Consider the following 12333-nt stretch of genomic DNA (forward strand, 5'->3'; position numbering starts at 1 on the left):
GCATGTCCACCATGGCTGTTCCCGACGTCGCCACCGCCACGGTCGACGAGGGCTTCTGGACGCGCAACCGCAAGGTGGGCGCGGCCCTGCTGGCGCTGGGCGTGCTGGCCGCGGTGCTCTTCGGGGCGCTCGCCACCGACCAACAGGCCCGCTTCACCCTCAGCGAGACCGAGGGCGGCGCGGCGCTGGAGATCAACGGCACGATCGGCGCGATCCTGTTCGGCGTGATCGCCGCCGCGGCCGGCGGCGCGCTGTTGGCCGGGGTGCCGAAGCGCTGGTTCACCCTGGTGCTCGGCGTCGGGCTGGTCGCCTTCGTGCTGAGCTTCCTCTGCTGGCAGGTCTCCGCCGCCCCCGAGGGCCGCAACTTCATGCCGATGGTCAACATCGTGCGGGGCACGTTCGTCCTGGCCCTGCCACTGATCTTCGGTGCGCTGGCCGGCGTGCTCTGCGAGCGCTCCGGCGTGGTGAACGTGGCGATCGAGGGCCAGTTGCTGATGGGCGCCTTCAGCGGCGCGCTCTTCGGCAGCCTGTTCAACAGCGTGTGGGTGGGTCTGGTCGCCGCGGCGATCGGTGGCGCGTTCATCTCGCTGCTGCTGGCCGTCTTCGCGATCCGTTACCTGGTCGATCAGGTGGTCATGGGCGTCGTGCTCAACCTGCTGGCGGTCGGCATCACCGGCTTCCTCTACGAGCGGCTGATGCAGACCAACGCGGAGAAGTACAACAGCGCGCCCCGCTTCACCAACTGGGAGATCCCGCTGCTGAGGGACATCCCGGTGCTCGGGCCGGCGCTGTTCCGCGGCAACCTCTTCCTCTACCTCGGCCTGCTGCTGGTGCTGGTCATCCACCTCGCGCTGTTCCGCACCCGGTGGGGCCTGCGGACCCGCTCGGTGGGCGAGCACCCGACCGCGGCGGACACCCTCGGCGTCAAGGTGCTGGGGCTGCGCTACCGCAACGTGCTGCTCGCCGGGGTCGTCGCCGGCATCGGTGGCGCCTCGTACACGCTGGCGCTGTACAGCTTCACCAAGAACATGATCGGCGGTAAGGGCTTCATCGCCCTCGCCGCGCTGATCTTCGGCCGGTGGAGCCCGACCGGCGCGCTGCTCGCGGCGCTCTTCTTCGGCTTCGCCGACCAGCTCGCCACCTACCTCGGCGCGATCGGCAGCAGCATCCCCAGCCAGTTCCTGGCGATGCTGCCCTACCTGGCGACGATCCTGGCCGTGGCCGGCCTGGTCGGCCGGGTCCGGGCGCCCGCGGCGGACGGCAAGCCGTACATCAAGGGCTGAGCGCGTTGGTGGTCCGTGCCCGGTGGGGAGTTCCCCGCCGGGCACGGTCGTTTCCGGCCGCCCCGTACCTGCCCAGGCCCGCCGCAGGCCGGGTGTCGACGCCCACCGGAGGGGACCCTTCCCGTGTCCGACCAGGGTGACTTCGGCAGAATGGTGGGATGACCGACATCGACTGGGAGCGGCTGCGGGCCGCCGCCACCGAGGTGATGCGGCACGCGTACGTGCCGTACTCCAAGTTTCCGGTCGGCGCGGCCGCCCTGGTCGACGACGGGCGGATCGTGGTCGGCTGCAACGTGGAGAACGCCGGGTACGGGGTCACCCTCTGCGCCGAGTGCGGCGTCGTGTCGTCCCTGCACGCCACGGGCGGCGGCCGGCTGGTCGCCATGTCCTGCGTCGACGCCACCGGCGAACCGCTGATGCCCTGCGGCCGGTGCCGGCAACTGCTCTGGGAGAACGGCGGCCCGGAGTGCCTGGTGGAGACGAAGGACCGGCCGCTGCGGATGGCCGAGCTGCTGCCGCACGCCTTCGACGTGGCCGACATCGAGGCGGTCACCGGGGAACACCCCGTACCGGTGGTGCCCGACCGGCTGGCCGCCTGGCGGGGCCGGGGCACCGTCTTCGTGCACCCCGACCTGTCCGCCGGTCAGCAGGTCTGGACGGCCTACTGGGAGCGGTCCGCAGGTGACGAGGGCGCCGAGACCGGCGTGTTGGAGGAGGGGCCGAGCTGGGACGACTCGGCCGAGGCGATCACCTGGGGGCTGGCCCGTACGCCCCGGGTCGTGGTGGTGGACGCGTCGGGCACCATCTTCTGGGCCGGTGAGGGGGAGCCGCCGATGGAGGTTCCGCTCCGCTGGTCTGCTTCTTGAGCTCGGGGGATCGGGCCGACGGCGACCGGCTCCGGGCGGTCAGGCTTGATCCCTCCGCCGGTCACCGTCGGCCCGATCCCCGGTGGTTCCGGCTCGTGCGGCGGTGCGGCCGGATGCCCGACGCGACTTTCGATCTATCTGATGGGACTCAAAGGTGAGTGCGTTCACGGCGGTTGACGTCATCCGGACCAAGCGGGACGGGGGTGCGCTGAGCGACGCCCAGATCGACTGGGTGGTCGACGCGTACACCAAGGGGCTGGTCGCCGACGAGCAGATGTCGGCGCTGGCCATGGCGATCCTGCTGCGCGGCATGTCCGCGCCGGAGATCGCCCGGTGGACCGCCGCGATGATCGCCAGCGGCGAGCGACTCGACCTCTCGCCGGTGGCCCGGCCGACCGTGGACAAGCACTCCACCGGTGGTGTCGGTGACAAGATCACGCTGCCGCTCACCCCGCTCGTCGCCGCCTGCGGCGGCGCGGTGCCGCAGCTGTCCGGGCGCGGCCTGGGGCACACCGGTGGCACCCTGGACAAGCTGGAGTCGATCCCCGGCTGGCGGGCGGCGCTGAGCAACGACGAGTTCATCGCCCAGCTGCGCGACGTCGGCGCGGTGATCTGCGCGGCCGGCGAGGGGCTCGCCCCGGCCGACCGCAAGCTGTACGCGCTGCGCGACGTCACCGGCACCGTCGAGGCGATCCCGCTGATCGCCAGCTCGATCATGAGCAAGAAGATCGCCGAGGGGACCGGCGCGCTGGTGCTCGACGTGAAGGTCGGCTCCGGCGCGTTCATGAAGTCCGTCGACGACGCCCGCGAGCTGGCCCGCACCATGGTCGAGCTGGGCGGCGCGCACGGCGTACGGACGGTCGCCCTGCTCACCGACATGTCCACCCCGCTCGGCCTGACCGTCGGCAACGCGGTCGAGGTGACCGAGTCGGTGGAGGTGCTGGCCGGGGGTGGGCCCGCCGACGTGGTGGAGCTGACCCTGGCGCTGGCCCGGGAGATGCTGGACGCGGCCGGCCTGCCGGACGCCGATCCGGCCGCCGCGCTGCGCGACGGGCGGGCAATGGACTCCTGGCGCACGATGATCCGCGCCCAGGGCGGCGACCCGGACGCCCCGATGCCGACCGCCAACGAGGTCGAGGTGGTCCGCGCCGAGGCCGACGGCTTCGTCGAGTCGGTCGACGCGTACGCGATCGGGGTGGCCGCCTGGCGGCTCGGCGCCGGGCGGGCCCGCAAGGAGGACCCGGTCAGCGCCGCCGCCGGCGTGGTGCTGCACAGGCGTCCCGGTGACCCGGTGCGGGCCGGCGACCCGCTCTACGAACTCCGCGCCGACCAGGCCACCCGGATCCCGGCGGCCCGGGCCGAGGCCGAGCGGGCGGTCCGCATCGCGCCGGCCCCGTCCATCGCGTCGCCGCTGGTCATCGAGCGGATCAGCTGAACGGTCGGCCCCCGGGGCCGGTCGGCCGACGGCCCTGCCGGGCCATGGTGTCGGCCCGCCCGGACGGCTATCCTCCCTGGCCAGGGGGGATGGACCGGCGTCACGCCGGATGTGAGCAGACAGGGATGCAAGCTGTGCGCGTACCCGCCCCCGATCCCCGGGAAGTCCGTGAGGCGAGCCTGGACGAGCTGTCCCGGCTGCGCCTGCCGTTGCCGCCCGAGCAGTTCCCGCTGGTATGGGAGCCGGGTGACGAGATCGAGTTGCGCCCCACCGGCGAGATCGAGGCGCGGATCGCCGTCCTGCACCTGATCCTGGCCCGCTGCTTCGGGATGCCGCCGCGAGCGGCGATGGAGTGGCTGCTCGCCTCGCACCTGGTGGACATGGTCACGCCGCCGGAGTGGGAGTTCGTGATGGGCGGCAAGGGCGACCACCGCTCCTTCGTGCTGCACCACGACGCGCTCTTCTCGCTGGCCTGGGTGCTCGGCCTGAGCAAGCAGCTCGACCCGACGATCCCGGTGGACGAGCGGCTGGTGGAGCGGATGCCGCACATCGCCGGCGGTGAGCTGTTCGGCCAGTGGCGGGCCCGCATCCTCGCCGCGCCGCAGCACCCGGCGGACGCCGCCGCCCTGCTCGACCTGCACTACTGCCTGGACTGGGCGTACCTGGAGACGGAGCGGGCCGGTCGGCGGCTGCCGGGCCTGGTCGACGCCAACGCCATCGGGCAGCGGCGCTGGGCGCTGGAGTGGGCGGTGGTGCTGCGCGGGCCGTACCACGACGAGCCGCCGGGCTGGGAAGAGGTCGACCTCTCCACCTGAGTCAGCGGGGCCGCCAGACGGTGAGCCGTACCTCGGCGGTGACCTCGACCGGCCGGGGGAGCGCCGCGATCCGGGCGGCCAGCCGCTGCGGGTCGGTGTGCCAGGCGCTCGGTCCCATCCCGACCAGCGTCGCCACCTCGTCGCCGGTGAGCGTGAGCCGGGCGGCGTGCGTCTCGTCGCGCTCCGGGGTGAAGTGCCCGGCGAGGCTGTCCGCGACCCGGTCGGCCTTGGCCGGGTCGACCCGGAGCAGGTCGAGCGCGTCCACCAGCTCGGCGAGGTGCGCCCCGGTCGGGGTGACCACCAGCAGTGCCCCGGCGGGGTCGAGCACCCGGTGGAACTCCGCGCCGTTGCGCGGGGCGAAGACGTCGAGCAGCACGGCCGTCGAGGCGTCCGCCAGCGGCAGCCGCTGCCAGGTGTCGGCGAGCGCGGCGGCGGCCCGGGGGTGGGCGCGGGCCGCGCGGCGCAGCGCCGGCTTGGAGACGTCCAGGGCCAGGCCGACGGCGTCGGGCAGCGCCGCCAGCACCGCCGCGAGGTGCCGGCCGGTGCCCGCCCCGGCGTCGACCACCAGCGGGTACGCCCCGGCGACCCGCCCGGCCACCGGCCGCGCCGCCTCGGCCAGGGCGGCAGAGACGACGTCGTAGTGCCCGGCGGCCAGGAAGTCGGCCCGGGCGGCGACCATCTGCGCGGTGTCCCCGACGTGCGGGGCGCGGCCGGTGAGCAGGTTGACGTACCCCTGGCGGGCCACGTCGAAGCTGTGCCGGCGCGGGCAGCGCAGGCTGCCGGCGCCGCCGGTGGCGGCCTCGGCCAGTGGCTCGGCGCAGACCGGGCAGCGCAGCCGCGCGAGGACCTGCGGGTGCGTCACGGCCACCGGCTCCTCGGACGGGTGCGGCGCGGTCACCCGGGAAGCGTACGTGCCCGGGTCGGGTCAGCCGTCCGGGTAGGTCCTCGTCCCTGCCACCCGGCCGGACGCGCCCGGCGGCGAGGCGTCGAGGGCCGGGCCGCGTCTCCCGGCCGGTCGCGTCCCGGGCCGGGTCGTGGGCTGACTAGGGTCTGAGCATGGTCGCAATCCGATACGAGGACATCGTCAAGGTCCCGAAGGCGCTGCTGCACGATCATCTCGACGGCGGCCTGCGGCCGGCGACGGTCGTCGAACTCGCCGCCGAGGTCGGCCACGAGCTGCCCACCACCGATCCGGAGGCGCTCGGCCGTTGGTTCGTCGAGGCCGCCAACTCGGGCTCGCTGGAGCGCTACCTGGAGACGTTCGCGCACACCGTCGCCGTCATGCAGACCGCGCCGGCGCTGCGCCGGGTGGCTCGCGAGTGCGCGCTGGACCTGGCCGCCGACGGGGTGGTCTACGCCGAGGTCCGGTTCGCCCCGGAGCAGCATCTCGAACAGAACCTCACCCTGGACGAGGTGGTGGAGGCGGTGGTGGCCGGCTTCACCGAGGGCGCCGCCGAGGCCGCCGCGGCCGGCACGCCGATCCGGATCGGCACCCTGCTGACCGCGATGCGGCACGCCGCCCGCTCGCAGGAGATCGCCGAGCTGGCCGTCCGGCACCGGGACGCCGGAGTGGTGGGCTTCGACATCGCCGGCGCGGAGGCGGGCTTCCCGCCCACCCGGCACCTGGACGCCTTCGAGTACCTCCAGCGGGAGAACTTCCACTTCACCATCCACGCCGGCGAGGCGTTCGGGCTGCCCTCGATCTGGCAGGCCATCCAGTGGTGCGGCGCCGACCGGCTGGGCCACGGGGTACGGATCGTGGACGACATCACCCGCGGCCAGCGGCCGGTGCTCGGGCGGCTGGCCGCGTACGTCCGGGACAAGCGCATCCCGCTGGAGCTCTGCCCGTCGTCGAACGTGCAGACCGGCGCGGCCGCGTCGATCTCCGACCACCCGATCGGCCTGCTGCGTGACCTGCGGTTCCGGGTGACGGTGAACACCGACAACCGGCTGATGAGCGGCACCTCGATGTCGCGGGAGATGGCGCTGCTGGTGGATGCCTTCGGCTACGGCTGGAAGGAGCTCCAGTGGTTCACCATCAACGCCATGAAGAGCGCCTTCATCCCGTTCGACGAGCGGCTGGAGATCATCGACGAGGTGATCAAGCCGGCGTACGCGAAGCTGTTGGGCTGATCACTGTCGTGGGTGGCCGGCGACCATGCCGGCCACCCGGGACAGGATCTCGCCGGCCCGGGCGGCCTCGGCACCCAGGCCGGTCTGCCGGCGCAGCACGGCCGGTTCCGCCCGCAGCAGCGCCACCCCGCGCCGGATCAGCACCTTCGGCGCCTTGCGCTGCTCCGCCAGGTCCCGGGCCAGCCGTCGGACGAAGGTGGTCCCGCGCGGCCGGCGCAGCGCGTACGCCCCGGCCAGCAGCCCGCGGCGGCGGCACTCCTCGACGATCTCGGCGGCAAAGATCCCTTCGGCGATGAAGAGTGGCGATCCGGTCACCTCGAAGGGCCGGGTGGCCACGCGTCGGTCGGCACCGATCGCATAAACCGGCACTTCGGCCTTGCCCGCATGGGCCAGTCGGGCAATTGTTTCCACGGCTGTTCCGGCATCCCAGGACTCCGGCGAGTCCCAGTCCACCAGCCCGTCGCGGCGCGGCAACGTAGGGTCATCGCCGTCCTTGTAGAAGTCGTCCAGACACAGCACCGGAAGTCCGGTTCGCTGCGCTATGTACGACTTTCCGGAGCCGGAAGGGCCGGCGAGGAGGACAACGCGGTGACGGTATTCCATTACGTTCGGTAACTCCGGCCAGACGGATTGCTATCAAATTGCATCAACATCTCATCACACCCTCAGCGACCGCCAACCTGGGCTTTCTCTTTCTGAGGCGGCGTGATGGAATCTCGGGGGTCCGACCCGCCGGGTCGGTCGCTGGGCGTTGCCCGGGGCAACGCGGGGACGCTGCAATCGCGAGGGCGGTGACGTGAGCAAACGGCCAAAGACGGCGGGCTCCTTCCTGTCGCGTCTGCGTCGGCCGGCCGGCCGACTCCGCGACATGCCGATCTGGTCCAAGCTCGGTCTCATCATGATCGTGCCGACCATCGCCACGGTCGTGGTGGGCACCAGTGGCCTGGTCGACAACCTGCAGACGCTCAACAACGCCAACCGGGCCGGTGACCTGGCGAGCCTCGTCGGGCGCTCCGGTGACCTGGTCAACAGCCTCCAGGACGAACGCACCTCCGCGGTCCTGCTGCTCGGCTCGCCGAAGGGGCAGGCGCGGGAGCAGTACCAGGAGGCGTACAACCGGGTCAACTCCCGGGTCGACCAGGCCAAGCTGCCGTACCTGCAGCAGCGGGCCCAGCTGGAGGACCTCCCGGGCAGCCTGGAGACCCTGCTCGACCGGATCGACCAGGAGCTGACCGACCTGCCCGGCACCCGCAGCCAGGTCTACAACGGCAAGCTGACCATCAGCAACGCCGTCGGGTCGTACCAGGGGCTGATCGACCAGCTCATCAGCATCCGGGACTCGGTCACCCAGCTCGCCGGCGACAACGACCTGAGCGACCGGATGCGGGCCGCCACCGCCGTCGCCCGCTCCAAGGAGTTCCTGTCGCTGCGCCGCGTCGCGGTGCACCAGGTGCTCATCCAGAAGGCGTACATCTCGCCGCTGCGCCGGGACTACATCGCCAGCCAGGCCGGTGAGGGCCTGGCCCTGCAGACCTTCCAGTCGGTGGCGACCCGGGCCGAGCGGGAGTTCCTCGAACAGACCGTCACCGGCGCCGACCGGCGTCAGGCCGACAACTACAGCGGATGGATGGACAGCCGCTCCACCGAGAGCATCGCCGGGGTGCCCTTCGGTCCGGACCAGTGGGACGCGGCCATGGTCTCCAACGCCGCGCTGATCCGCACCGTGGAGGTCAAGCTCGACGGCAACGTGGTCCGCCAGGCCGACGAGCTGCGCTCCGACGTGCAGCGCACCGTCTTCCTGCAGACCGGCCTGCTGCTGAGCATGCTGCTGCTGGCCATCCTCTTCGCGTACCTGGTCGCCCGGTCGATGGCGCGTTCGCTGCGCGACCTGCGCCAGGGCGCCCTCTCCATCGCCCAGTACGGACTGCCCCAGGCGGTGGCCCGGCTGCGCGACCCGCAGGTCACCGGGCAGCTCTCCCCGGTCCAGCTCGCCAACCAGATCGCCGAGCCGCTGCCGGTGCGCAGCAAGGACGAGTTCGGCCAGGTGACCGAGGCGTTCAACGCGGTCCACCTGGAAGCGGTCCGCACCGCCGCCGAGCAGGCCGCGCTGCGCTCCTCCGTCGCGACGATGTTCGTCAACCTCGCCCGCCGCTCGCAGATCCTGGTCGACCGGCTGATCGGCCACCTCGACCGGCTGGAGCGCGGCGAGGAGGACCCGGACCGCCTCGCCGAGCTGTTCCAGCTCGACCACCTGGCCACCCGGATGCGCCGCAACGACGAGAACCTCCTGGTCCTCGCCGGCGCCGACTCCACCCGCGTCCAGCGCGAGCCGGCTGCCCTGATCGACGTGCTGCGCGCCGCGCAGTCCGAGGTCGAGCACTACACCCGCATCGAGTTCGGGATCATCGACCGGGACATCGAGGTCGCGGCCCACGCGGTCAACGACATGGTGCACCTGGTCGCCGAGCTCTTCGACAACGCGACCGCCTTCTCGCCGCCGGACTCGCAGGTCATGGTCGAGGCGCGCCGGATCGGGGACCGGGCCACCCTCTACGTCGAGGACCACGGCATCGGCATCAGCGCCGAGCAGCTGGCCGACCTCAACGAGCGGCTGGCCACGCCGCCCCAGGTCGACGTCGCCGTCTCCCGGATGATGGGTCTGGTCGTGGTCGCCCGGCTGGGTTCCCGGCACGGCGTCAAGGTCGAACTGCGTCCGGGCACCGACCGGGGCACGGTCGCCGAGGTCACCCTGCCCACCTCCGTGCTGGTGCCCCGGGCGCTCTCCGGCCGGGGCCCGCAGGCCGCCGCGCTGCCCGCCGGCCCGCCCGCCCCGCAGCAGCCCGGGCCGACGCCGGTCTTCGGCGCGCTGCCCGCGCTCGGCAACGGCCCGACGCCGCAGGCCCCGCGCCCCGGTGAGTCCGGCAACCAGGTCACCCTCGGCGGCCGGCCGTTCGACCCGACGCAGCGCAACGGCGCTCCGGCCAACGCCGGCGGTGGGCGTGCCATGCCGGCCTGGTCGGACCTGACCGGCGCCAGCGGGATCAACGGCAACGACAGCTTCGCCCCGCGGACCGCCAACGGGCAGCCGATCGATCCGCTGCCGCAGCGGCGCTCCTCCGACGGCGACCCGGCGGTCACCGGCCAGCAGCCGGTGATCCCGCGGCAGCTGCCGAGCAGCCCCGAGGCGCGCCCGTACAGCGCGCCGCCGTTCCCGCCGGTCTCCGCGCCCCCGGTGGTCCCGCCGGTCTCCGCCCCGCCGCTGCCGCCGGTCTCCGGCGTCCCGGTCTCCGGCCAGCCGGTCTCCGGTCAGCCGGTGTCGGCCGCGCCGGTCTCCGTGCCGCCCCGGCAGACCCCGCCCGGCGCGGGAGCGCCGCCGGCCTGGCCGCCGGTGGCCCACCCCGAGCGGGACGCGGCCGCCCCGCCGGTGCCCGAGCGGCTCGCCGCCGCGCTCGACATGACCACGGAGCTGCCCCGGGTGGCCCGCCCCGAGCCGTCGACGCCGGCCGCCCCGCCGGTGACGCCGGCCCCGGCCGCCCCGGCGATGCGGCAGCCCACCGCGCAGCCCGCGGTGCCGCAGCCGCGTGCCGGCCAGACCGCGCCGGTCAACCGGCCGCCGACCCCGCAGGAGACGGCCAACCGGCAGCGGTACGCGGACGAGACGATGGAGCTGCCGATCTTCCGGGAGCTGGAGTCGGCCTGGTTCCGCACCCGCAAGCCGGGCCCCGAGGAGGCGGCCGGCGCGAAGGCGTCCAACGGCACCGCGACCCAGCAGATGCCCGCCGTCGACGCCGCCGGTCGACCCGTCCAGAACACCGCACCACGGACGGCAGGTGTCGCACCGATGGCAAACACTCCGACCGCCGGAGGGACGCCGTTCGACAACGGCTCGGCGGCGAACGGGGGCGCCCGCCCCGGGCACACCGACGGCCTGCCCAACCGCCGGCCCGCCCCGCAGCAGTCCCCGGGCTGGCAGACCGCGGCCGACGACGGCTGGCGTGCCGCCGTGGCCGCCTCCGAGGTGCCGGTGGAGGCGACCACCCAGACCGGCCTGCCGAAGCGGACGCCGATGGCGCAGCTCGTCCCCGGTGCGGTGGAGAAGCCGACCACGTCGGTGCAGCGGCGTTCGCCGGAGGCCGTGCGCGGCCTGCTCTCCGCCTACCATCGAGGCGTGCAGCGCGGCCGCAGCAACCCCTCGGACAGCAACCCCACCAACCCGGAGGCGACTCCGGGAGGGCAGCATTCCTCGCAGCCTGGCTCCGGCCCGGCGGCCGGGAGCGGGCAGAAGGAGCAAGAAGGATGACAACTACGCAGGATCTCGGTTGGCTGCTCGCCAACTTCGCCGACCGGGTGCCCGGTGTCGCGCACGCGGTCGCCGTCTCCGCGGACGGCCTGCTCCTCGCGTCGTCACGGGACCTGCCGCGGGACCGGGCCGACCAGTTGGCCGCCATCGCCTCCGGTCTGGTCAGCCTGACCCAGGGCGCGGCCCGCTGCTTCGAGGGCGGCGCGGTGCTGCAGACCGTGGTCGAGATGGACAACGGCTTCCTGTTCCTGATGTCCATCTCGGACGGCTCCTCGTTCGCCGTGCTGGCCGCCCGTAGCTGCGACGTCGGCCAGGTCGGCTACGAGATGGCGCTCCTCGTCGACCGGGTGGGCGACGCGCTGACGCCGCAGCCGCGTACGGCTGTCGGGATGATGGGCTGACCGAGCTGACCAGGTGGTCGGCACGGCGGCAACGACACGACAACAACGACGGGTGCCACCGGGCGAGAGCCGGTGCCGGGTACGAAGGAGGTGAGCGGCGACATGGTCGATCGTGACGAACCGACCGGAGCGTTGGTCCGTCCATACGCCGTGACCCGTGGTCGTACCCGTCCCCGGCTCGACATCGCCATGGAGGCGCTCGTCGAGACGACGGTGCGCGGTCGCGCCGCTGCCAGTGGCAACGGCGGCCAGGGCCGTGAGCACCAGTACATCGCCGCGCTGTGTGACGGACGCGTGCAGTCGCTGGCCGAGATCGCGGCGCGGATGCAGCTCCCACTGGGTGTGGCCCGGGTGCTCATCGCCGACATGGCGACGGATGGCCTGGTCGCGGTCCACGAGCCGACCATCTTGGACGACTCGGACGACGCGGTGGGCACTGAACTGCTGGAGAGGGTGCTGAGTGGACTTCGCAGGCTCTGACATGTCGCACCGGCCGCCGGCCCCGAGCGGGCGCGTGACGTCGGCGAAGATCGTTATCGCCGGTGGTTTCGGCGTCGGCAAGACGACGCTGGTCGGTTCGGTCTCGGAGATCACGCCGCTGACCACCGAGGCGATCATGACCTCCGCCGGCGTGGGCGTCGACGACACCCGGCAGGTGCCGGGCAAGACGACGACCACCGTGGCGATGGACTTCGGTCGTATCTCGATCGACCGGGACCTGATCCTGTACCTGTTCGGTACGCCTGGCCAGACGCGGTTCTGGTTCATGTGGGACGAACTGGTGCGCGGCGCGATCGGCGCCGTGGTCCTGGTCGACACCCGCCGGTTGGCCGACTGCTTCGCGGCGATCGACTTCTTCGAGCACCGGCGGCTGCCGTACCTGGTGGCCATCAACTGCTTCGACGGGATGCAGTACCACGACCCGCAGGACGTCCGGGACGCGCTGGCGATCTCGCACGACGTGCCGGTGGTGGCCTGCGACGCCCGTAACCGGGAGTCGACCAAGCACGTGCTGATCTCGCTGGTCGAGTACGTGCTGACCATGCGTCGCTCGCGCGCGGTCGCGCCGGCCTGACGGCTCCCGACGCGCCCGTTGGCGG

11 protein-coding genes are annotated in these 12333 nt (G+C 73.0%); 9 read left to right on the forward strand and 2 right to left on the reverse strand.

From position 1 onward, the window contains the following. Nucleotides 1-2: 2 nt before the first annotated feature. From ACPFP2_RS06985 to ACPFP2_RS07000, 4 genes are all read left to right on the forward strand, one after another. Nucleotides 3-1283, forward strand: coding sequence for an ABC transporter permease (locus ACPFP2_RS06985; protein WP_424087255.1), 1281 nt, complete (start codon nucleotides 3-5; stop codon nucleotides 1281-1283). Between the two features lie 158 nt (nucleotides 1284-1441). Next, a complete protein-coding gene (locus ACPFP2_RS06990; protein WP_424087257.1) occupies nucleotides 1442-2149 on the forward strand; it encodes a cytidine deaminase in 708 nt (235 codons plus the stop codon). A gap of 154 nt (nucleotides 2150-2303) precedes the next feature. Beyond that, on the forward strand, nucleotides 2304-3584 hold the full coding sequence (locus ACPFP2_RS06995) for a thymidine phosphorylase (RefSeq protein WP_424087259.1): 1281 nt from the start codon (nucleotides 2304-2306) through the stop codon (nucleotides 3582-3584). A gap of 125 nt (nucleotides 3585-3709) precedes the next feature. Continuing rightward, complete coding sequence (locus tag ACPFP2_RS07000; protein WP_424087261.1) at nucleotides 3710-4399, forward strand: DUF4272 domain-containing protein; 690 nt, start codon at nucleotides 3710-3712, stop codon at nucleotides 4397-4399. Between the two features lies 1 nt (nucleotide 4400). Here ACPFP2_RS07000 and ACPFP2_RS07005 read toward each other — a convergent pair whose 3' ends face one another. Further along, nucleotides 4401-5261, reverse strand: coding sequence for a putative RNA methyltransferase (locus ACPFP2_RS07005; RefSeq protein ID WP_424087544.1), 861 nt, complete (start codon nucleotides 5259-5261; stop codon nucleotides 4401-4403). 194 nt (nucleotides 5262-5455) lie between these two features. Between ACPFP2_RS07005 and ACPFP2_RS07010 the strand changes: the two genes are divergently transcribed. Continuing rightward, nucleotides 5456-6532: an adenosine deaminase gene (locus ACPFP2_RS07010; protein ID WP_424087263.1), complete on the forward strand. Its 1077-nt coding sequence runs from the start codon at nucleotides 5456-5458 to the stop codon at nucleotides 6530-6532. On the opposite strand, the gene ACPFP2_RS07015 is transcribed toward ACPFP2_RS07010, so the two are convergent. Then, entirely contained in the window at nucleotides 6533-6868 is a 336-nt protein-coding gene (locus tag ACPFP2_RS07015) for a hypothetical protein (RefSeq protein ID WP_424087264.1), read from the reverse strand. It lies immediately after the preceding gene. A 460-nt stretch (nucleotides 6869-7328) separates the two neighbouring features. Here ACPFP2_RS07015 and ACPFP2_RS07020 point away from each other — a divergent pair, with 460 nt between their 5' ends. From ACPFP2_RS07020 to ACPFP2_RS07035, 4 genes are all read left to right on the forward strand, one after another. After that, on the forward strand, nucleotides 7329-10832 hold the full coding sequence (locus tag ACPFP2_RS07020; RefSeq protein WP_424087266.1) for a nitrate- and nitrite sensing domain-containing protein: 3504 nt from the start codon (nucleotides 7329-7331) through the stop codon (nucleotides 10830-10832). Next, nucleotides 10829-11233, forward strand: a complete 405-nt coding sequence (locus tag ACPFP2_RS07025) for a roadblock/LC7 domain-containing protein (protein ID WP_013283992.1) — start codon at nucleotides 10829-10831, stop codon at nucleotides 11231-11233. Before ACPFP2_RS07020 ends, ACPFP2_RS07025 begins: the two co-directional genes overlap by 4 nt. Nucleotides 11234-11335: 102 nt before the next feature. Further along, nucleotides 11336-11713 (forward strand): DUF742 domain-containing protein, encoded by a 378-nt coding sequence (locus ACPFP2_RS07030; RefSeq protein WP_334451903.1) that lies wholly within the window; start codon nucleotides 11336-11338, stop codon nucleotides 11711-11713. Nucleotide 11714: 1 nt separating this feature from the next. Continuing rightward, nucleotides 11715-12308: a GTP-binding protein gene (locus ACPFP2_RS07035; RefSeq protein WP_088977353.1), complete on the forward strand. Its 594-nt coding sequence runs from the start codon at nucleotides 11715-11717 to the stop codon at nucleotides 12306-12308. The last annotated feature ends 25 nt before the right edge of the window (nucleotides 12309-12333 follow it).

This window comes from Micromonospora citrea, from assembly GCF_049629545.1.
Classification (GTDB): Bacteria; Actinomycetota; Actinomycetes; order Mycobacteriales; family Micromonosporaceae; genus Micromonospora; species Micromonospora citrea_A.